Source organism: Streptomyces sp. NPDC005820 (assembly GCF_040630255.1).
GTDB lineage: Bacteria > Actinomycetota > Actinomycetes > Streptomycetales > Streptomycetaceae > Streptomyces.
The window spans coordinates 113,998-135,246 of record NZ_JBEXXE010000031.1 but is presented as its reverse complement, the minus strand read 5'-3'; the positions used below and the strand labels follow the sequence as shown (position 1 = coordinate 135,246).

At 72.7% G+C, this 21,249-nt stretch carries 18 protein-coding genes; 12 read left to right on the top strand and 6 right to left on the bottom strand.

All coding sequences use genetic code 11. From position 1 onward, the window contains the following. Window positions 1-144: 144 nt before the first annotated feature. Window positions 145-1,128: a TerC family protein gene (locus ABZ464_RS33405; protein WP_359283236.1), complete on the bottom strand. Its 984-nt coding sequence runs from the start codon at window positions 1,126-1,128 to the stop codon at window positions 145-147. A 227-nt stretch (window positions 1,129-1,355) separates the two neighbouring features. Between ABZ464_RS33405 and ABZ464_RS33400 the strand changes: the two genes are divergently transcribed. Beyond that, on the top strand, window positions 1,356-2,330 hold the full coding sequence (locus ABZ464_RS33400) for an alpha/beta hydrolase (RefSeq protein ID WP_359283233.1): 975 nt from the start codon (window positions 1,356-1,358) through the stop codon (window positions 2,328-2,330). Window positions 2,331-2,353: 23 nt separating this feature from the next. On the opposite strand, the gene ABZ464_RS33395 is transcribed toward ABZ464_RS33400, so the two are convergent. Continuing rightward, window positions 2,354-3,691: a TerD family protein gene (locus ABZ464_RS33395; protein WP_359283230.1), complete on the bottom strand. Its 1,338-nt coding sequence runs from the start codon at window positions 3,689-3,691 to the stop codon at window positions 2,354-2,356. A gap of 147 nt (window positions 3,692-3,838) precedes the next feature. Here ABZ464_RS33395 and ABZ464_RS33390 point away from each other — a divergent pair, with 147 nt between their 5' ends. The 4 genes from ABZ464_RS33390 (at window position 3,839) to ABZ464_RS33375 (ending at window position 8,535) form a co-directional block, all read left to right on the top strand. Next, entirely contained in the window at window positions 3,839-4,831 is a 993-nt protein-coding gene (locus ABZ464_RS33390; protein ID WP_359283228.1) for a helix-turn-helix domain-containing protein, read from the top strand. A gap of 178 nt (window positions 4,832-5,009) precedes the next feature. Beyond that, window positions 5,010-6,152: an extracellular solute-binding protein gene (locus ABZ464_RS33385; protein ID WP_359283225.1), complete on the top strand. Its 1,143-nt coding sequence runs from the start codon at window positions 5,010-5,012 to the stop codon at window positions 6,150-6,152. An 89-nt stretch (window positions 6,153-6,241) separates the two neighbouring features. After that, window positions 6,242-7,894, top strand: a complete 1,653-nt coding sequence (locus tag ABZ464_RS33380; protein ID WP_359283222.1) for a histidine kinase — start codon at window positions 6,242-6,244, stop codon at window positions 7,892-7,894. Next, complete coding sequence (locus tag ABZ464_RS33375; RefSeq protein WP_359283219.1) at window positions 7,891-8,535, top strand: response regulator transcription factor; 645 nt, start codon at window positions 7,891-7,893, stop codon at window positions 8,533-8,535. Before ABZ464_RS33380 ends, ABZ464_RS33375 begins: the two co-directional genes overlap by 4 nt. Before the next feature lie 54 nt (window positions 8,536-8,589). On the opposite strand, the gene ABZ464_RS33370 is transcribed toward ABZ464_RS33375, so the two are convergent. Next, a complete protein-coding gene (locus tag ABZ464_RS33370) occupies window positions 8,590-10,047 on the bottom strand; it encodes an MFS transporter (RefSeq protein WP_359283217.1) in 1,458 nt (485 codons plus the stop codon). Window positions 10,048-10,217: 170 nt separating this feature from the next. Here ABZ464_RS33370 and ABZ464_RS33365 point away from each other — a divergent pair, with 170 nt between their 5' ends. Further along, on the top strand, window positions 10,218-10,673 hold the full coding sequence (locus ABZ464_RS33365) for a MarR family transcriptional regulator (protein WP_359283214.1): 456 nt from the start codon (window positions 10,218-10,220) through the stop codon (window positions 10,671-10,673). Window positions 10,674-10,716: 43 nt separating this feature from the next. Here the strand turns inward: ABZ464_RS33365 and ABZ464_RS33360 are convergent, their stop codons facing one another. After that, complete coding sequence (locus tag ABZ464_RS33360) at window positions 10,717-11,367, bottom strand: SUMF1/EgtB/PvdO family nonheme iron enzyme (RefSeq protein WP_359283250.1); 651 nt, start codon at window positions 11,365-11,367, stop codon at window positions 10,717-10,719. 131 nt (window positions 11,368-11,498) lie between these two features. Between ABZ464_RS33360 and ABZ464_RS33355 the strand changes: the two genes are divergently transcribed. Next, window positions 11,499-12,095, top strand: coding sequence for a TetR/AcrR family transcriptional regulator (locus tag ABZ464_RS33355; protein WP_359283211.1), 597 nt, complete (start codon window positions 11,499-11,501; stop codon window positions 12,093-12,095). 101 nt (window positions 12,096-12,196) lie between these two features. Then, complete coding sequence (locus tag ABZ464_RS33350; protein ID WP_359283208.1) at window positions 12,197-14,503, top strand: TerD family protein; 2,307 nt, start codon at window positions 12,197-12,199, stop codon at window positions 14,501-14,503. Window positions 14,504-14,510: 7 nt separating this feature from the next. On the opposite strand, the gene ABZ464_RS33345 is transcribed toward ABZ464_RS33350, so the two are convergent. Further along, a complete protein-coding gene (locus ABZ464_RS33345) occupies window positions 14,511-15,905 on the bottom strand; it encodes an AbfB domain-containing protein (RefSeq protein WP_359283205.1) in 1,395 nt (464 codons plus the stop codon). 237 nt (window positions 15,906-16,142) lie between these two features. Between ABZ464_RS33345 and ABZ464_RS33340 the strand changes: the two genes are divergently transcribed. From ABZ464_RS33340 to ABZ464_RS33325, 4 genes are all read left to right on the top strand, one after another. Beyond that, on the top strand, window positions 16,143-17,564 hold the full coding sequence (locus ABZ464_RS33340) for an amidase (RefSeq protein WP_359283203.1): 1,422 nt from the start codon (window positions 16,143-16,145) through the stop codon (window positions 17,562-17,564). A gap of 49 nt (window positions 17,565-17,613) precedes the next feature. Next, window positions 17,614-17,832, top strand: a complete 219-nt coding sequence (locus tag ABZ464_RS33335) for a hypothetical protein (protein WP_206189786.1) — start codon at window positions 17,614-17,616, stop codon at window positions 17,830-17,832. Window positions 17,833-17,976: 144 nt separating this feature from the next. Then, window positions 17,977-19,458, top strand: coding sequence for an SPFH domain-containing protein (locus ABZ464_RS33330; protein WP_359283201.1), 1,482 nt, complete (start codon window positions 17,977-17,979; stop codon window positions 19,456-19,458). A 273-nt stretch (window positions 19,459-19,731) separates the two neighbouring features. Then, window positions 19,732-20,178, top strand: a complete 447-nt coding sequence (locus ABZ464_RS33325; protein ID WP_359283198.1) for a type II toxin-antitoxin system PemK/MazF family toxin — start codon at window positions 19,732-19,734, stop codon at window positions 20,176-20,178. A 3-nt stretch (window positions 20,179-20,181) separates the two neighbouring features. On the opposite strand, the gene ABZ464_RS33320 is transcribed toward ABZ464_RS33325, so the two are convergent. Continuing rightward, complete coding sequence (locus ABZ464_RS33320; protein ID WP_359283197.1) at window positions 20,182-21,015, bottom strand: TIGR02452 family protein; 834 nt, start codon at window positions 21,013-21,015, stop codon at window positions 20,182-20,184. Between the last annotated feature and the right edge of the window lie 234 nt (window positions 21,016-21,249).

Below are 21,249 nucleotides of genomic sequence, written 5' to 3'. Positions count from 1 at the left end.
GCTGCAAGGCGGAGGAGGGCGGCGACGCGATGGGGGTCCCCCCGCTCGAGCGCAGCCGAGAGTGGGGGAGTCGGCAACCGACGACAACGCCGCAGCCGCGCGTGCCACACCCCGCGACGCGCGGCATGATCCAAACGACAGACCCTAGGCCTCCTGCGGTGCCGCCGTCTCCCCCGGCTCCTCCCCTTCTTGTCGCCTCGCCGCCCGCAGGCTGGTGATCGTCGTGACCGTGAGGACGAGCACGATGAAGCCGAGGGAGAAGGGGATGCCGATCTCGGGGACGTGGACGCCGGACTCGTGCAGGGCGTGCAGCACCAGCTTGACGCCGATGAAGCCCAGGATGATCGACAGGCCGTAGCTGAGGTGGACCAGCTTCCTCAGCAGGCCGCCGATGAGGAAGTACAGCTGCCTGAGGCCCATCAGCGCGAAGGCGTTGGCGGTGAACACGATGTACGGGTCGTCGGTCAGCCCGTAGATGGCGGGGATGGAGTCGAGGGCGAACAGCACGTCGGTGGAGCCGATCGCGAGCATGACGACGAGCATCGGGGTCATGACCCGCTTGCCGTTCTGCTCGATCCACAGCTTGGTGCCGTGGTAGCGGTCGGCGACGCCGAACCGTTTCTCCACGGCCTTGAGCAGCTTGTTCTCCTCGTACTCCTCCTCGTGTCCGCCCTTTCTGGCGTCCTGGACCAGCTTCCACGCGGTCCAGATCAGGAAGGCGCCGAAGAGGTAGAAGACCCACGAGAACGCGGAGATGATCGCCGCGCCCGCGGCGATGAACAGCGCGCGCAGCACCAGCGCCATCAGGACGCCCACCATCAGCACCCGCTGCTGGTACGGGGAGGGCACCGCGAACTTGCCCATGATCAGGACGAAGACGAAGAGGTTGTCGACGCTCAGCGACTTCTCCGTGATGTACCCGGCGAAGAACTCCCCCGTCGGCCCTCCGCCGCCGAACAGGAACACCCCGAGGCCGAACAGACAGGCCAGGGCGACCCAGACGATCGTCCAGGTCCCGGCCTCCTTCACCGAGACGTCGTGGGGTTTGCGTCCGACTAGGAAGTCCACGCCGACGAGGGCGCACAGGGCCGCTATGGTCAGCAGCCAGACGGTGAGAGAGACGTTCACGGTGGTACTCCTGGTGCCTGTGGGGTCTCGACATCGTTGTCCGGCTCAGGAGGCGCTTCCACCACGCGCGGGTGAACAACAGGTCATGACCTCGCAAGGCGCGGGGCCGTGGCGGGTGTCACCCGCCGGATGGCGGGGAGGTTCCGCCGGACGGCGGTGCTCCGGAGGGCGGCGGACGGCTGAATCATGTCCGCACGAGCCGCCGTGTTCTCGCGTGAGGAGAAGCCATGACATCCGTTCCGCCGCCGTTCGACCCCGAACTCGCCGCCGCGCTGGAGCTGATCAAGGAGATGATCCAGCCCGGGATGGCCCCCGAGGACATCGAGGTCATCCGTCAGGGGCCGGGCATCCAGATGCTGGCCCAGCTGGACCTGACGGCGGGCGGTGCCTTCGAGGTCGAGGACCGGACGGTGCCGGGACCCGAGGGCGCCCCCGAGATCTCGCTGCTGATCTGCCGGCCCACCGCACCGGCCCCCGCCCGGCCGCGGCCGGTCGTCTATCACGTGCACGGCGGCGGCATGGTCATCGGCAACAACCGGGTCGGGGTCGACGTGGCGCTGGACTGGGCGCGCGAACTGGACATGGTCGTGGTGTCCGTGGAGTACCGGCTGGCGCCCGAGAACCCGCACCCGGCGCCGGTCGAGGACGTGTACGCCGGTCTGCTGTGGACGGCTGAGCACGCGAAGGAACTGGGCGCGGACCCGGAACGGATCGTGATCGCCGGTGCCAGCGCGGGCGGCGGACTCAGCGCGGCACTGGCCCTGCTGCTGCGCGACCGGGGCGGCCCGCGGCCGATCGGTCAGCTGCTGATGTGCCCGATGCTGGACGACCGCAACGACACCCCCTCCTCGCACCAGATGGCGGGCCTCGGCGTGTGGGACCGCACAGCCAACGAGACCGGCTGGGGCGCCCTGCTCGGCGAGCTGCGCGGCGGCCCCGACGTCTCCCCGTACGCGGCGCCGGCCCGCGCCGAGGACCTGTCCGGGCTGCCCCCGGCCTTCCTCGACGTCGGCTCCGCGGAGACCTTCCGGGACGAGGTCGTCGCCTACGCGTCCCGAATCTGGCAGGCGGGCGGAGTGGCCGAACTGCATGTGTGGCCGGGCGGCTTCCACGGCTTCGACGGGTTCGCCCCGCAGGCCGCGCTGTCCAGGTCGGCACGGGCGGCCCACCTGGACTGGCTGCGACGGCTGCTCGCCGAGTAGGCCGCCGCCGCGGCCGGGTGGGCTCAGCGGCGCTTGAACTCGACGGGGCCGGCGTTCATCTCGACGGTCCCGTCCGGGTGCAGCACCGGGCGGCGCTCGGTCATCCGGGCGCTGTAGGCCTCGACGTGGTGGATCGCCGCCCCGTCGTCGGCGGTGAAGTCGACGAGGGCGATCGCCACCCAGTAGCGGGTCTTGGTGTTCTTGTAGAGCGGGACGGTGACCGTGGAACCGCGGCCGTCGTCCACGACGACCTGCGCGCCGAAGCTGCGGAAGGAGCCGAAGCCGTTACTGACGGCCGAGTACGCGCACAGCAGGACGTACCCCTGCTCGTCCGGGCGGACGATCTGCACGGACTCGCGGCCGGGGACGCGGGAGTCGCCGTCCAGGCGGATGTAGGGGCGGGCCTTGAGCGAGCCGAGCCGGTTGTAGTAGACGACGTCGGCCTTCTTGCCCTTCTTCGCCGTGTCGGCGCCCGGGGAGGGCTGTCCGCCGGGGCGTATCGGCGTGCCCTGCGGGACGTGCCCCGACCTGACGCGGGAGCCCGGCGCGTCGGGGCCGTGCAGGGCCTTGGTCGCCGGCACGAAAAGGGCGTACAGATCGAGGTCGGCGCCCGCCCGGCGGCGCCGCTCGCTGCCGCCGTCCCACTCCAGCGCCACGGTCACGACCAGCTCGCGGTCGGCCTTGTCCAGGCTCAGGGAGACCTGGCTGCCCTTGTCCAGGCTGATCCTGCCGAGGGGCGGCTTGACGAGGGAGGGGGTGGGAGTGAGGGAGGGCAAGGGTCCCGGCGCGATCGGCTCCGTGGGCTCCGTGGGGTCCGTGGGCTCCGTGGGGTCCTCTGCCGTCTCCTCGGCCACCTCGATCCCGAAGTCCGTGGCGAGACCGGCGAGTCCGTTCGCGTACCCCTGGCCGATGGCGCGCACCTTCCACGCCTCGCCGCGCCGGTACAGCTCGGTCAGCAGGACCGCGCGTTCGCCGTCGGTGAGGGCGGGCGGCCGGAAGACGACCGGCTCGGCGCCCTCCTGGACGGCCCGCACCTCGACATCGCGCACCCCGTGGAAGGTGCGGCCGGTGTCGTCGGGGTCGCAGCTGGCCACCAGCACCACCCGGTCCACCTCGGCGGGCAGCGCGGCCGGGTCGACCTCGATCCGCTCGGGCCCTTCGGCGTCGGCGGGCCGGTGCCGGACGGCGTCGGACGCGGCGGAGGGCTGGTTGTAGAAGACGAGATCGTCGTCGGACCTGACCCTGCCCCCGGCGGTGACCAGGAGGGCGCTGAGGTCGACCGGGTCCCCCTCGGCGAACAGCTCCACGGTCATCGGCCCGGCCCCCACCGCCGTGTTCCCGCCCTTGGCCAGCTCCGGCATGTCGCCCCCAGCGATCGCCCATCGATTTCTCGCCACCCTTTCACAGCTTGAACGGATCCGACCGGCCATGCACGATCTTGATCACGAGCCGCGGGTCCACGGGACTCGCCTCTCCTCACCGGCGTACGCGTGGCGCATGATGGCCGTATGAAAGAGCTGGCCGGGCGCCTGACCGCGCTGGATCCGGATGCCGGTGCCGCCGTGCGGGTGATCGCCTACTTCGACCGGCTGGCCGAGGCCCGGGCCGGCGTGGAGGCGCTGGTGCGCGGAGCCGCCGTACTGGCCGGGGTGCCCGCCCGGCTGGTCGACGCCGACCGGCGGGTACGGGTGCGGGTCGAGGCGGACGGCACCCGACGGGACACGGACCTGCCGCCGGACCCGCGATGGCCGTCCGCGGCGCTGACGCCGGAGGGCGCGCCCGCGCTGTGGCTGGAACGCACGGATGCGGCGCCCAGCGTGGTCGACGCGGTGATCCTGGAACGGGCCGCCGGAGCGGCGCGCCTGGTCCTCGACCGCACCCGGGGGCGGGCCCCGCTCGACGATCCCGCGCTGGTCGAGACGCTCCTGGACGCCACGGCCGCCGAACCGGCCCGGCTGCACGCGGCCCGGCGGCTCGGTCTCGACCCGCCGGCCGCCGCCCGCGCCGTCGCCACCCCGGGCGGACGGCCCCGGGTGGTCCGCGCGGAGGGCCCGGCCACCGGGGCCGCCGGCCTGCGGACCGGCGTCGGCCCCGCCGTCCCCGTCCTCGACCTCCCCCGCTCCTGGGCCGCCGCCCGCACCGCGCTGAGATTCACCGCCGAGGGAACCGCGCAGGATCCCGGGCCCCGGGTGGTGTACGCCGACGAGCTGGGCGGGATCGCCCTGCTGGCCGAGGTCGTGCTGCCGGGTGCCGAACCACCGCCGGACGTCCAGGAGCTGGAGGCGGCCGCCGCGGACGCGCCCTGGCTGCTCAGCACGCTGTACGCCGTCGTCGCGACGGCGAGTCTGCGGGCGGCGGCCGCCGAGGCGAACGTGCACCACTCCACGCTCCAGGACCGGCTGACGCACGCCGAGCATCTGCTGGGCTGGCCGGTGCGCACCCCGCAGGGCCGACTGCGGCTGCACCTCGCGCTGACGACACGGCGGCTGGCACGGCCGTAGAGCCGCTCGTCCTCGAGGTCTTGGGGCGTTCAACCGATCGGTTGAACGGGGTTTCCACCGGACGCGCGTCATCCGGTCCGTCCGGACGACGCGCGGCACCGACCGGGCGGCGCAGAATCGGGGGCGACCGTGGCGCCCGGTCCCGACCCCCCTCAGAGATCAGAGAGGTCTCCTCACCATGCCCAGCTCCCCCAGCAGAAGGCGTCTCCTCGCGACCGGCGCGGGTGCCGCCCTCGGCCTCGGCGCCCTCGGCACCTCCCCCGCCTCGGCCACCCCCGCGGCCCCGGCTTCCGCGCCGACCCGCTCCGGGGCCGAGGAGACCCGGTCGCTCGACGAGTTGTACCGGGCGGCCCTCGCGGAAGGGGGAAAGCTCGCCATCTACGCGGGCGGCGACACCCCGACCCAGCAGGACGGCACCAGGGCCGCCTTCCTGAAGCGTTTCCCGGACATCGACCTGACGCTGATCGTGGACTACAGCAAGTACCACGACGTCCGGGTCGACAACCAGCTCGCCACCGGCACCCTGGTCCCCGACGTCGTCCAGCTGCAGACGCTCCAGGACTTCGTCCGCTGGAAGTCCCAGGGCCGGCTGCTGCCCTACAAGCCGGCGGGCTTCTCGAAGGTCCACGAGAAGTTCAAGGACCCGCAGGGCGCCTGGGTCGCGGTCGCGGCGATCGGTTTCAGCTTCATGTACGGCACGGACGCGGTCGGCGCCGACGCGCCGCGCACCCCGCTGGACCTGCTCGACGCCCGCTGGAAGGGACGCATCGCGTCCTCCTTCCCGCACGACGACGACGCCGTCCTCTTCCTCTACTCGCTGTACGTCAAGCACTACGGCTGGGACTTCGTGGCCCGGCTGGCCGCGCAGGACGTGCGGTTCGCGCGCGGCAGCAACTCCCCCGGTGACGCCGTGCGAGCAGGGCAGTACGCGATCGGCGTCGGCGGCTCCGGCGCGCCCCTGGGCACCGGCCCCGTGAAGTGGGTCATGCCGGACAGCGCCCCGTTCATGGCCTGGGGCCAGCGGGCGGCGATCCTGAAGGCGGCCGCGAACACCACGGCGGCGAAGCTGTACCTCAACTGGCAGCTGTCGACGGCCACTCAGCAGAACGCGTTCAACGGATGGTCGGTGCGTACGGACATCACTCCCCCGGCCGGGCTGAAGCCGGTCTGGGAGTACCCGAACGCCAACCTCGACGGTTTCCCCCGCTTCATGTCCGACCGCGCCGAGGTGGAGCGGCTGAAGCAGACCTTCGCCCTGTACTTCGGCGAGGTGAAGGGCGACCCGACGCCGGGCTTCCTCGGGCTGCACCCGGGCGCCTGACCGAGAACGATCCATCCTCACACGGTCCCTACAGGCGACGGATAGATTGGACCCCCTGTTCGAACGGATCATCGTCCAAGGGGTCCTCCGTGTCCGACCGCGCTCCCGTCCGTACCCTTGCGAGGGCCGTCCGCGGGAGCCGGCCGACGCCTGCCCTCCTCGCCCACCTGACGTTCTTCGTCGTCCTGGGCGCCGGGCTGGTCCGGCTCGTGGAGCTCAGGATCGGGCTGTGCTGGGAGATCGTCACCGTCAGCGGACTGCTCGCGCTGGTGTACGCGGGCGGGCTGGCGGCGGGTGAGCGGCTGGGCCGGTTCGGCAGGCCTCTGTGGGTCGTGGCGCTGCTGGCGCTGTGGAGCAACCTGGTCCTGCTGTCGCCCCCTTCGCTCACGGGCGCCTACGTCTGGGGCGCCGTCCCTCTGGCCTGTGCGGCGCTGCGGGTGCTCGGCCGGCGGGCGGCCGGGGTGGCGGTCGCCGCCCTCACGGCCGTACTCGCCGCCCAACTCGTCCGCAGCGCCGGACGGTTCGACGCGGAGATCGTGCTGATCCCGGTGGCGGCCGTGTGGGGCACGGTCGCGCTCTACCGCTCCCAGCAGCGGGACGCGGCCGAACGGCTGCGGCTGGTGGAGGAGTTGCGCGGCGCCCGGGACGTCCTGGCCCGACAGCAGCGGCGGGCGGGGGTGTTGGCCGAGCGTGCGAGGATCGCCCGGGATCTGCACGACACGCTGGCCCAGGAGCTGTCCGGCGGTGTCATGCTGCTGCAGGCCGCCGAGCGGGACTGGGACGCGCGCGCGGACGTGGCCCGCACCCGGGTGCGGGCCGTAGCGGACGGGCTGCACACCACGCTCGCCGAGACCCGCAGGATCATCCGCGACCTGACGCCGTCGGCGGTGGACGAGGCCGGCCTGGAGGGCGCGCTGCGGTTGCTGTGCGCCCGGGCCGAGGCGGAGGGCGCGGCAGCAAGGGTCCGGTTCCGCACGACAGCCACCACCCACGCACCGCCCCTCGCCGGACCGGCGTCCGCGCCGCCCGCCGGGCGGACCCCCGCCCGGGACGACCGGCCCGCCCCTCTCGACAGACGGTTCGCCGACCTCGACGAACAGGTCCCCGTTCTCGACAGACGGTTCGCCGACGTCGACGAACAGGTCCCCCTTCTCGACAGACGGCCCGCCGGCCTCGACGAACAGGTCCCCCTTCTCGACAGACGGCCCGCCGACCTCGACTGGCAGGTCCCCCTTCTCGACAGACGGCCCGCCGACCTCGACTGGCAGGCAGCTCGCCCCGACAGGCAAGGCGCTCCGGTCGGCAGGCGATTCACCGCCGCGGACGAGCAGACCGCTCCTCTCCACAGGCAGTTCGCCGCCCTCGACGGGCAGACCGCCCCGCTCGACAAGCAGTTCGCCGGTCTCGACGGGCAGGCCGCCGCGACTCTGTTCCGGGTTGCGCAGAGCACTCTGGCCAATGTGCGGGAGCACGCGCACGCGGTGAACGTGCAGGTCACGCTGCGGGCCGGGGCGGATCGGGTGGAGCTCGAAGTGCGGGACGACGGCGCCGGGTTCGAGCCCGCCCGGATCACCGGCCCCTCCCCGGCGGGCCGGGGGCTGGGGCTGCCGGCCGCCCGAGCGCGGCTGCGCGAGTGCGGCGGCGACCTCGCCATCGGCAGCACCCCGGGCCACGGCACCTGCGTCCGGGCCACGGTCCCCACCGCGCCCTCGGCCCGCCCGGCGCCGGTGGCCGCGCGGTGAGCGGTGGGACGTTGCGGGTGCTGCTCGCGGACGACCATGCCGTCGTACGGGCCGGGTTGCGGGCGCTGCTGGAGGGGGAGCCGGATGTCGAGGTGGTCGCCGAGGCGGGCAGCGGGGAGGAGGCCGTGGGGCTCGCGGCGCGACTGCTGCCCGCGGTGGTGCTGATGGATCTGCGGTTCGGCGGCGGGGGCGGCATCGACGGGATCGAGGCGGTGCGCCGGCTCGCGGCCGAGGCGCCGGGGGTGCCGGCGGTGATGCTGACGAGTTACTCGGGCCGGGCGGACGTGGTGCGGGCCCTGGAGGCCGGGGCGCGGGGGTATGTGCTGAAGGCGGGGCCGCCCGAGGAGCTGTTCCGGGCGGTGCGCGGCGCGGCCGCCGGGGCGTTGGGGCTCGCGCCGGAGGTGATGGATGAACTCGTCGGCCAAGTGGTGGCGCCCGAGCGGGAGTTGAGCGGTCGGGAGGTGGAGGTGGTGCGGCTGCTGGCCGAGGGGCTGAGCAACCGGGGCATCGCCGAGGCGCTGTTCCTGAGCGAGGCCACCGTCAAGACGCATCTGGTGCGCCTCTACCGCAAGCTCGGCGCGGACAACCGTGCGGCGGCGGTCTCGGAGGCGGTGCGGCGGGGGTTGCTGGACCTGGGATGAGCAAAGGGGCGCCCGGTGGACGGGCGCCCCTCGAGGTCGGTCGACCGCGGTGGGTCAGACCTTGGCCTGCTGCGGCTCGGTGGCCGGGTCCGTCGCCCCCTCGCCGGCCGTCGCGGCGCGGGCGGCGGGGATGACGGCGGCGATGGCGCCGGAGACCAGGGCGAGGCCGCCGCCGACGAGGAGCGCGGTGCGGAAGCCGTCCTCGGAGGCGAAGGTGTAGCCGCCCAGGGTGGTGGTCATCTGGGAGAGGATCACCCCGATGACGGCGGAGCCGATCGAGGTGCCGAGCGAGCGCATCAGGGTGTTGAAGGCGTTCGCGGCGGCGGTCTCGGTCAGCGGCACCGAGCTCATGATCAGCGCGGGCATGGCGCCGTAGGCGAGGCCGACGCCGCTGCTGGTGATGATGGTGACCAGCATGACGCCCCAGGCGGAGCCGATCAGGGCCATGGAGGCGAAGTAGCCGACGGCCAGCACCAGGGCGCCGCAGATCAGGGTGAACTTCGGACCGCGGGCGTTGGTGAGCTTCCCGCCGAGCGGCGAGACGACCATCATCATCAGACCGCCGGGGGCCATCCACAGACCGGCGGCGAGCATCGACTGCCCGAGGCCGTAGCCGGTGGCCTCGGGGAACTGCAGCAGCTGCGGCATCACCAGCATGCTCGCGTACATGCCGAAGCCGATGAAGACCGAGGCGAGGTTGGTGAGGAGCACGCGGGGGCGGGCGGTGGTGCGCAGGTCGATCAGCGGGTCGGTGGTGCGGATCTCCCAGACGCCCCAGCCGAGCACCACCACGAGGGCGGCGGCGAACAGCCCGAGCGTGGTGCCCGAGGCCCAGCCCCAGTCGGCGCCCTTGGAGACCGCGAGCAGCAGGCAGACCAGACCGACGCCGAGGCCGATCGCGCCGGGCAGGTCGAAGCGCTGGCCCTTGGCGCCGGCGGGGACGTCGGGGACGAGCAGGAAGATCAGGACGGCGACGACGACGGCCAGCGCCGCCGAACCCCAGAACAGGGCACGCCAGTCGGCGTACTGCGCCACGGCGGCGGCCAGCGGCAGACCGATGGCACCGCCGATGCCCATGGAGGCGCTGACCAGCGCGATGGAGCCGCTGAGCTTCTCGGCCGGTACGACGTCCCGCAGCAGCGCGATGCCGAGCGGCACCATGCCCATGCCCATGCCCTGCAGTCCACGCCCGACGATCATCGTCACGACGTCGGAGGCGAACGCGCACACCACCGAGCCGACGACCAGCGGCACGGAACAGGCGAGCAGCATGCGGCGCTTGCCCACCAGGTCGCCGAGCCGGCCGACGACCGGTACGCACACCGCCGCCACCAGCAGGGTGACCGTGATCACCCATGCCGCGTTCGAGGACGAGGTGTCCAGGATCTGGGGCAGCTCGGCGATGAGGGGCGTGACCAGCGTCTGCATGATCGCCGCCGTGGTGCCGGCGAAGGCCAGCGTGGCGATCACGGCTCCTGGGCGGGCCGTGGGCTGGGGAACGGGGGCGCCCATGAGGGACTCTCCTCGGTGATTCGGTATTCGGTGATTCGGTATTCGGTGATTCGGTATTCGGTGATTCGGTGATTCGGCGGTGAGGTGCGGCGTAAGGATGTGCATCGTACATGCCGTGTGTATCAGCCACATGACATGGCCTGTGCACACCCATATGCCAGGATGAGCCCATGGAGACGCCCACCCATGAGGTCGAGTACGAGCAGCTGCTGCTCAGCCGTCACACGTTCCTGAACCAGCGGGGCGGCCGCCGCAAGAACAGCCTCATGGAGCGCAGCGCGTACATCCTGCTGAGCCGGATCCGGGTCCAGGGGCCGATGTCGATCGGGGAGCTCAGCGAAGCCTTCGGCCTGGACGCCTCCACGCTGAACCGGCAGACGGCGGCGGCGATGCGGGCGGGCCTGATCGAGCGCATCCCCGACCCCGAGGGCGGGATGGCCCGCAAGTTCCGGCTCACCGACGAGGGCCTGCGGCTGCTGGACGCGGAGCGGGAGGGGATCGTCGACATCCTGGACCAGGTGATGCACGACTGGTCGGACGACGACATCGCCGCCTTCGCGGGCTATCTGCGCCGCTTCAACAACGGCATCGAGGCCATCGGCGGCCGGCCCTGGCCACGCCCGTAGTCATGCGCCCGGGCATGCACCTACGGCCCGTGTCCTACGACGGTCATCGCGCCGTGCGCGCGAGGCGGAAGCCGACGTCGTCCACCCGGAAGGTGGGGTGGCTGCGGCGGCGTACGGAGGCCCGGCAGCTCCAGTGCTCGTCGTACCAGCCGCCGCCGCGCAGCACGCGGTAGGTACCGTAGACCTCCGGGTCGTAGAGGTCCCAGCACCACTCCCAGACGTTGCCGAGCATGTCGTACAGGCCCCAGGCATTGGGTAGCTTGCCGCCGACCTCGCGGAGCCGTTCGCCGGAGTTGGCGCGGTACCAGGCGATGTCGTCGAGCGGGCCGTAGCGGGGGCCCTCGGTGCCGGCGCGGCAGGCGTGCTCCCACTCCGCCTCGGTGGGGAGCCGGTAGCCGTCGGCGGAGGGGTCCGGGGCGACGGTCTCGGCGGCGTCGCCCCGCAGGTCGTACACCGGCGTGAGACCGGCGCGCACGGACAGCGTGTCGCAGAAGCGGACCGCGTCCCACCAGGACACGCCCTCCACGGGCAGCCGGTCCGCACCGGTCGCGTCCGGGAGCGGGCCCATGACCCGCGTGTACAGGTCACGGGTGACCGGGTGGGCGCCGAGCAGGCAGGACGCCACCTCCACCGACCAGGTGCGCCGTGTGCGGCGGTCCGACAGGGTGACCTGCCCCGCCGGGACGGCGATCATCTCGGGTTCCACGAGGAAGATGATCTCATCGCGGGGTCTCCCCCGGTTGGCCGTGTGTCCTTTGCTCTGCCATCATGAGCAAACGGAACTGTGTCTCGCTTGACGGAACCGGGAAGTGGGGGAAACGCGCGGTGAGGGACGGCGAGCGCGGTCCGCAGCAGGCGGCGCGGCCGCAGCGGGCGGACGCGCGGCGCAACAAGGAGAGCCTGCTCGACGCGGCAGCCGCGATCTTCGTGGAGTCGGGCGTGGAGGCCCCGGTGCGCGACATCGCGGCGAAGGCAGGCGTCGGCACGGCCACGATCTACCGCCACTTCCCGACGCGGGCGGATCTGATCATCGCGGTCTACCGGCACCAGGTCGAGGCCTGCGCCGAGGCCGGCCCGGCGTTGCTGGAAGCCGGCCCGACCCCTTACCCGGCGCTGCGGCAGTGGATCGACCTCTTCACCGACTTCCTGGTCACCAAGCACGGGCTCGCGGCGGTGCTCCAGTCCGACGACGCCGGCTTCGAGGGCCTGCACCGCTATTTCCTCGACCGGCTGATGCCCGTGTGCACCCAGCTCATCGAAGCCGCCGTCGCCTCCGGCGAGATCCGCTCCGGCTTCACCGCCTACGAGCTCATGCGCGGCGTCGGCAATCTCTGCATCGGCGCCGAGCACGACTCCCGCTACGACGCACGCCGTCTGGTCGACCTCCTCGTCGCGGGACTGAAGTGGACCGAAGTGGACTGAAGAAGCCTGAAGAGGCCTGAAGAGGACCGAAGAAGAGGGGTGAAGGGGGATGAAGGGCCATCCGGGTTGAAGGGCGGCGCTATGTCCATCATCCTTCCCTCATGTCTCTCGCCGCCCCCGTCCCCGATCTGTCCGATCTGCGCGGCTATGCCGTCGACTGGGCGCTGGTGGACGTGGAGACCTCCGGGCTGACGCCGCGCCGCGACCGGGTGCTGTCCGTGGCCGTGGTGACACTCGGTCCGGACGGGGAGCAGACCGGGGAGTTCTCGACGCTGCTCGACCCCGGCTGCGATCCCGGGCCGGTGCAGGTGCACGGGCTGACCGCCCAACGGCTGCGCGGGGCACCCACGTTCGACCAGGTGGCCGGGCGGATCGGCGCGCTGCTGCAGGACCGGGTGTTGGTCGCGCACAACGCCCAGTTCGACTACGACTTCCTCGCGCACGAGTTCGCGCGGGCGGGGCGGTGGCTGCCGGTCTCCCAGCGGCTGTGCACGCTCGCGCTGAACCGGCGGGTCGATCCGCCGGTGGACGACCTCAAGTTGGGGACGCTCGCGGCGCACTACGGCGTCCCGCGGACCAGGGCGCACGACGCGCTCGACGACACCCGGGTCCTGGCCGGGGTGTTGCGCGCTTCGCTGCGGGAAGCGGCGCGGCTCGATCTGCCGTTGCCGCTCGTGGCCTGCCCGCCCCGGCAGGACCCACGGTTCGCGCCCAAGCCGCCGAAGACCGCCTGTGCCTTCCGCAACCCGGGGCGACTGGCGGCGGGCGGGGCGCTGGTGCAGGGCATGAAGGTGGCCGTCACCGGGGACACCCGCACCGCACGGGCCGAGCTCACGGCCCGGGCCGCCGCCGCGGGGCTCAATGTGATGACCTCGGTCAGCCGCCACACCAGCGTCCTCGTCGCCGAGGACACCGCCTCCGGCACCGGCAAGGTCCGCCGGGCCCTGGCCGAGGGCGTACCGGTGGTCGACGAGGACACCTTCCTCCGACTGCTGGACGACGTACGTCCCGGAACTCCCCACGAGGACGCGACACCCGTACCCCCGGCGCCCACGCCCGCACCCCCTCCCGCGCAGCCATCGGCACCCCTGCCCGCGCAACCCCCGGCGACCACGCCCCCGCCGGCCCCCGCGTCCGCGCCCACACCCGCCCTGGACGCCGTACCGGCGCCCCGCAGACCGGACCCGGCCGAAGGCACCGCGGGCCGGGCCCCCACCGATCCCGCCGATTCCGCCGTTCCCACCGGTCCCGCAGATCCGACCGGTCCCGCCGGTCCCGCCGGTCCCGCCGATCCCGCCGTTCCTGCGGATCCGACCCTTCCCGCCGTTCCCGCCGTTCCCACCGTTCCTGCGGATCCGACCGGTCCCGCCGTTCCTGCAGATCCGACCGTTCCCTCCGTTCCCTCCGTTTTCGCCGATCCGACCGATCCCGCCGTTCCCGCGGATCCGTCGGATCCGACCGATCCCGCCGTTCTCACCGATCCGACCGATCCCGCCGCGCCGCCACAGCCCGCGCCGCCACAGCCCGCGCCGTCACAGCCCGCACCCGCGTCGTCCTCGTCGGCCGCACCGACTCCGCCCCGCCGCCCCCTGAGGCCCACCGGCCCGCTCACCGGTCGGCGGGTCCTCGTCCTCGGCGGCACGCACCCCGAAGCCGTCGCCGCCCGGACCCGGGTGGTCGAGCTGGGCGGGGCCGCCGCGATCAATCTGTCGGCGAGCGTCACCGACGTCGTCCTGCTGTCCGGCGGCGACGCCGACCGCCGTATGCGGCGCATCGTCTCGCTGGCCGTGCCCACCCGCGCCCCGGACTGGCTCGCCGCGCCGGTGGTGACGCCGTTCGCGACCGCCGGCGGTGGACGGCGGACGGCCGCGCATGTGCTGCCGCGCGGCGGGGTCGTCGATCTGCCGTCTCCGGACGGGCCTGCGGCGGGCGCCCGTTGGACGATCACCGCGTCCTGGGCGGCGCGGACGGTGTGCGAGATCGACGTCGTCGCCTTCGTGGTCGACGAGGACGACCAGGTCTCCTTCGACGAGGACTTCGTCTTCTACGGCGCCCCGGAGAACCCCGGCGGGACGGTACGGCTGCTCAGCGACGGGCCCACCGAGCAGACCGTCAGCGTCTGTCTGGCCACGCTGCCGCCCTCGGCCCGCAAGGTGGTCGTCGCGGCGGCGATCGACGGCACGCCGGCCTTCGGTGACGTCGGCGCCATCCAGATCAGCTCCGGCCCCGGCACCAGCGCGGCGCCCCTGGTCCAGTCGACCCTGGACGCCGCGACCACCGAGCGGACCCTGCTGCTGGCCGAGATCTACCGCCGGGGCCCGCTGTGGCGGCTGCGCGCGGTGGGCCAGGGCTACGACCACGGTCTGGACGCCCTGGCCCGCGGCTACGGCGTGGACATCACCGGCTGACGGACACTCAGGCCCAGGCCGTCACCGGGGTGAAGGAGCTGTCCTGCCGGAACAGGTCCGTCCCGTCCGACACCGCCACGCTCAGCTGGTAGTTGTAGTGCCGCAGGTAGTAGCCGGGATAGTTGTACGACTCGAAGCGCACCGAGCCGCTCGCCGTGCCCGTGCGGGCGATGAACGTGGCGTCCTTGGCGAAGGTCGTGGTGCCGTCGTTGGCGTCGAAGCGGGCACGGAAGTTGTAGTGGCGCAGGTAGTTGCCGGAGGAGTCGCGGAACGAGTAGCCGTTGGAATCGGCGAGGCCCGCGACCACCGTGAAGGTGGAGGCCGTCTTCTCGGCGCTGGTGCTGGAGTTGGTGACCACCGGGAGGTTGAGCAGGGAGGACTGCGTCTGCCAGTACCGCGTCGTGTAGTTGGCGGACTGGAAGGAGCGGGTGGCGTTCTTGGTGATGCTCGGGCCGCCGGACACCGTCTCCTTGACGACGGTGAAGTGGCGGGCGGTGCCCGAGATCGCCGGCAGGGCCTTGGGCGCGCTCCAGGTGGCGAAGGAGTCGGTGCTGTCGCTGTAGTAGTAGTAGCCGTCGCCGTAGCCGTCGAAGAAGATCCGCCAGGTGCCGTTGTCGAGCTGGATGACGGAGGGACCCTCGCGGTAGCTGCCCCAGCCGGCCCAGTCCCCCGTCCTGGAGATCGTGTAGGGGCCGCTGAGGCTGCTCGCGGTGGCGTACTCGATGTACTTCGTCGTCTCGTTCTTGGTGAAGGCGTGGTAGGTCGAGCCGACCTTCACGATGTACGTGTCGATGTGGTTGGAGCCGATGCCGGACAGGGCGACGGGTGAACTCCAGGCCGTCAGCGCGGTGTTGGTGGCCTTCAGCAGATACGGGGTGAAGATCCACTCGTCGCTGGTGAGCGAGCAGGACACGATGACGTTGACGCTGCCGTCGCTGTCCACGAACCACTCCGGCGCCCAGGCGCGGGAGAGGTTGGTGATCGGGACCGTGTAGTCGTACAGGAACGTCCAGTTGACCCGGTTGGAGCTGCGGGCGAAGCCGATCGTGGTGCTGACGTCCTGCCAGGTGTGGGTGGTGTAGGTGAGGTAGTAGTAGCCGTCTGTGTGCTTGAAGACGCTCGCGTCGCGGATGCGGTTGGCGGGCGGGGTGTACGCGGAGGACTGCACCAGCCGGAAGTCGGTGGCGTCGTCGGACTGGTAGACGTTGACCGTGCCGTCGTTGCTGTTGAGGAACGGCACGATGGTGTACCGGGTGGCGGAGCCGGCGGCCGGGGCGGCGGCGAGGGCGGTGCCGAGCAGGCCGGGCAGCTCGCCGAGGACGAGCGCCGAGGCGGGCAGGACGGCCATCGCGCGCAGCAGGGCTCGGCGGGACGGGGACGCGGCGGGGCGGGGTGCAGTCATGGTCGGCTCTTTTCCACTACGGCTCAGTAGTCCGACATACCGAACAAGGTTCGGAAAGTCGGTCAGAAGGTAGGGGTGAGACAGGGACACGTCAATGCTTTGCGCAGGAACGGGTGGTGCCTGTGTTGCCGCTGTGACAGCCTGTCAGCCGCCTGGCCCCCGCGCGCCGTTCCGCCGCGGCCCCCCGAGACGTTACCGTTCGGTAGTGTCAGACGACGTCGTCCCGGAGGTGCCCGTATGACGCCCGACCGTGCCGCCGGCCTCGCCGAGACCGCCCGGGCGCTCGCCGCGGGCGAGGTCTCCTCGCGCACGCTGGTCGAACAGACCCTGGCCCGGATCGAGGCCACCCAGGGCACCCTCAACGCCTTCCGGATCGTCCGCGCCGAGGCCGCGCTCGCCGAGGCCGAGGCGGCCGACCGGGAGCTGGCGGCCGGCTCGCACAGGCCGCTGCTGGGGGTGCCGGTCGCCGTCAAGGACGACATGGACGTGGCGGGTTCGCCGACCGCGTTCGGCTGCGCGGGCGAGCACCCGCCGGTCGCCCGGGACGGGGAGGCGGTACGGCGGCTGCGCGCGGCCGGGGCCGTCGTCGTCGGCAAGACCAACACCTGTGAGCTGGGACAGTGGCCGTTCACCGAGGGCCCGGCCTTCGGCGCGACCCGCAACCCGTGGAGCGCCGAGCACACCCCGGGCGGCTCCTCGGGCGGCTCGGCGGCCGCGGTGGCGGCGGGCCTGGTGCCGGCCGCGCTCGGTTCGGACGGGGCCGGTTCGGTCCGCATCCCCGCCTCCTGGACCCATCTCGTCGGTGTGAAACCGCAGCGGGGCCGGGTCTCCACCTGGCCGCGCGGCGAGTCCTTCCAGGGCATCACGGTCAACGGCACCCTCGCCCGCACGGTCGCCGACGCCGCCCTGCTCCTCGACGCGGCGAGCGGCAACCACGACCTCGACCCGCACCGGCCCGCCGCGATCGACGCCGGCGCGGCCGTGCGCCGCGACCCCGGCCGGCTGCGGATCGCGCTCTCGCTGAAGCCCCCGTTCACCGCGGTGCCGGCCCGGCTGACGCCGGAGGTGCGGACCCGGGTCGTCGAGTTGGCCGGGCACCTCGCCGACCTGGGGCACGAGGTCGAGGAGGCGGATCCGCCGTACGGGCAGATCGGGCTCACCTTCGTGCCGCGGGCGACCGCGGGCATCGCCGAGTTCGTGGCCGACGCCCCCTTCCCCGCGCTCCTCGACCCCCGTACCCGGGACGCCGCACGGCTCGGTCGGCTGCTCGCCGGCGCCCCGCTCAGGGCGGCCCGCCGTGCGGAGGCGGTCCTGCACCGCCGTATCGGCGCCTTCTTCACGTCGTACGACGTCGTCCTCACGCCGACCACGGCCGCACCCCCGCCGCGCATCGGCGCCATGCTGCATCTGAGCGGCTTCGCCACCGACCGCGCGATGATCGCCGCCTGCCCCTACGCCTGGCCGTGGAACGTGCTGGGCTGGCCCGGAGTCAACGTCCCCGCCGGCTTCGCGCCCGGCGGACTGCCGGTCGGCGCGCAGCTGCTCGGCCCGGCGCACAGCGAACCGCTGCTGCTCTCGCTCGCGGCCCAACTGGAGGCGGAGCTGCGCTGGCACGAGCACTGGCCCGAACCGCTCGTGGCGGACTCCCCGGCCGTGTGACCATGCCCTTCCCGCTGACCCGGGGTCCTTCCGCCCGTACGCTGTGACCATGGACGATGCGTCGATGGTCGGGCTGATGGGGCGGGTCACCGGGACGATCGGGCCCGGACTCGTCGGCGAGGTGATCGTCCGGGTGCGCGGCGGGGCCGAGCACTTCCTCGCCTACGCCGCGGACGGCACCGGCCGGATCGAGCGCGGCAGGGTGGTCATGGTGGTGGAGTACCTGGCCCCGCGGACCGTCTACGTCACGGAGGCGTACGACAGTTGAGCCGGCTGCGGCGCAGGTGAGAGCCGTGTCGGCCATGTGTGCGTCAAGATTGCAACAAGGATTGGTGAGCGTCTTCATTAGGGGCGCGCACAGGCGCACACTCCCTTCGTTCGGTGCCGAAAGGGCACCATGCAAAGGGGGCGTATGCCGATGGTTGTCGGCGTCGTTGCGGGGATGGCGGTCGCCGCCGTTCTCGTGTTGATCGGTCTGTTCAAGTTGATGTGGCGGGTCGCGGAACCCAATGAGGCACTCGTCATCTCCGGCTCCAAGCACCGTGTTGAGGGGCTGGAGGAGGGCATGGGCTTCCGCATCGTCACGGGGCGCGGCACGCTGGTGATGCCCGGCGTGCAGGTGGTGCGCAAGCTGTCGCTCGACCTGAACGAGACCGAACTGCAGGTGGACTGCGTGACGCACCAGGGCATTCCGCTCAAGGTGCGGGGCGTGGTCATCTTCAAGGTGGGCGACGACTTCGTGTCGATCGCCAACGCCGCCCGGCGCTTCCTCGACCAGCAGAGGATGATGTCGGAGCGGGTGCACAACGTGTTCGCCGGTCATCTCCGTTCCATCGTGGGCGGGTTGACGGTCGAGGACATGATCCGGGACCGGGAGAAGCTCACGGGGCAGACCCGTGCCGCCTGCGGCACGGAGATGGAGAAGCTCGGTCTGATCGTGGACTCGCTGCAGATCCACGAGATCGAGGACCCGACCGGCTACATCCAGAACCTGGCGATGCCCCACGCGGCGGCCGTGCAGCGGGACGCCCGCATCGCGCAGGCGGAGGCGAACCGGCTCGCCACGGAGGCCGAGCAGGCCTCGTTCGCCCGGATGGCGGAGGCCACCCGGGACAGCGAGATCCTCCAGGCCGGCTACCAGGCCGAACGGGACAAGGCGGCCGCGAAGGCCCGCCAGGCGGGTCCGCTCGCCGACGCGGGGGCCCGGCAGGAGGTCGTCGTCCAGGAGACCCGGGTCGCCGAACTGGAGGCGCACCGGCGCGAACAGCAGCTCCAGGCCGATGTCCGCAAGCCGGCGGACGCGCAGGCGTACGAGAAGCGCACGCTGGCCGAGGCCGAGCGCGACGCGCGGATCTCGGCGGCCGAGGCCAAGGCGAAGGAGACCGAGCTCGCGGCCGCCGCCGAGGCGACCCGGGTGAAGACCGCCGCCGGCGCCGAGGCCGAGGCGACCAAGACCCGGGGTACCGCCACCGCGGCGGCGACCCGGGCCACCGGTGAGGCCGAGGCGGCCGCCGCGCAGGCCCGCGGTCTGGCGGAGGCCGCGGCGACGAAGGCGCAGGGTCTCGCGGAGGCGGAGGCCATCAAGGCACGGGCCGCGGCCCTCGCCGAGAACCAGGAGGCCGTCGTCGCCCAGCAACTCGCGGAGAAGTGGCCGGAGATCGTCCAGGCGGGCGCGTCCGCGTTCGGCAACGTCGACAACATGGTGCTGCTCAACGGCGCCGACGGCATGGCCGAGGTGTTCGCGAAGGCGCTCACCATGGGCGGTACGGGGCTCGGGCTCGCCCGTCAGCTCCTGAGCTCCATGAACCAGAACGGGCAGGCCCCGGCCGGGACTTCGCCCCTGAACGGAGCCGCGGCACCGCCGTCGCAGAAGGTGCCGGTCGAAGGGACGTGACACACGCGTGAGACACGCATGGGGGGCGGCTTTCGGGCCGCCCCCCATGGGTGCGTCCGGGGGGGGACCGTGTGGCGCCTTCGGGGTGCCCCGGTCGCGCGTTCGGGGTGCTCCTGTGGCGCCTTCGCGGAGACCCCGTGGCGCCTTCGTGGAGACCGGTGGGCGCCCTCTGGGAGACCGGTGGGCGCCGTTCCGGGAGACCCGGTAGGCGCCCTTCTGGGAGACCCGGTGGGCGCTTCGGGGTGGCTCAGGGGCTGGGATTAGGGTGCCCCCGTGACCGCTTTCACCGATGGATACGTACCGGGCCGCTTCGGCCCCACCGCCACCACCGAGGCCGACCCGCGCGAGGTGGGCCGGGTCCGCACCGAGTACTCCCCCGCGCACGACGGCGATCCGGACCCCGGTGAGATCGTCTGGACCTGGGTGCCCTTCGAGGAGAACGACGGCCGGGGCAAGGACCGCCCGGTGCTCGTCGTCGCCCGCGAGGCGGCCGGCACGCTCCTCGCGGTCCAGCTCTCCAGCAAGCGCCACGAGAACGACCGGGAGTGGGTCGGGATCGGCAGCGGCCCCTGGGACCGCACGGGGCGGGACTCCTGGGTGGACGTCGACCGGGTCCTCAGGCTCCACGAGGACGGCATGCGCCGCGAGGCCTGCGCGCTGGACCGGGGCCGGTTCAACCTGGTGCGTCAGCGGCTGCACGAGCGCTACGGCTGGACCTGAGCACTACGGCTGCGGCCGCACTTGCCCGCTCTCGAACACCCGCTCGAAAGCGGCCCGCACCACAGCCCCCGGCGTACGGTCCAGCACGCCGAACACCACATGCTCGAACGTCCGCTCGAACCGCCCTCCGGGGCCGAGCAGCGCCCGGAACGCCCCCGCCACCTGCACGGGGTCGTTGCGGAACACCCCGCAGCCCCAGGCTCCCAGCACCAGCCGCCGGTAACCGTGCGCGACGGCCGTCTCGAGGACCCGCTCGGCGCGGACCGCGAGGGCGCCCGGCAGCTCCGGCGCCCGCTCGGGCGCCGTCCGCAGCACGACGCCCGCGTTCGGCGCGGCGGCGGTGAGGAATCCGGCGGAGTACGGCTCGTCGAGCAGCCGCCCCCGGTCGTCGCGGAAGACGGGCACGGCCGGCGAGTGGATGACCCGGTCCGTGTAGAACGGGTCGCGATGGGCGCGGTGGTGCTCGTAGAACGCGCGGGCCTCGAGGAGACAGGTGTACAGCGCGGAGGCACGGCACAGGGCCTCCTCCTGCGCCTGGGCGCCGTTCAGGTAGCCGCCGCCGGGGTTGCGGGCGGAGGCGAAGTTGAGGACGGCGACCGGCGCGTCGGCGAGGCGGCGGGCGGCCTGCGTGCTGCTCTCGCCGGTGACCTCGACGGACGTGACCGCGGAGGGTGCCTGCGGGAGGGGAACCGGCTCCGGTCCCAGCATCCGGGTCCCGGCACGGGCGGCCTCGATCGGCGCCGCCAGCTCCACCTCGCGCCCGCCGGGCGAGCGATAGCCCCCGGCCGCGACGATCTCCTCGGTCTCGCGGGCGATGCCGCGCAGCCGCGCGCTCATGGCGCCACCCCCGTGGACGCCATGACCGTGCGTGATTCCCCCGTTGTTGTGCTCATGCACGCATCGTGAGCGACGGGAGAGGACCGCGCAACGAGATTTCCGGCGGCAGGAACACCCCGGGAACTGACCGGAAACGCCGGGCGACCAGGACGGAATCGAAGGTTCCCGGCACCATAAGCCCAGATTTGCACCCTTGTGCGATTCGGATCGAGGGACTTGGGTGGGTCGAGTGAT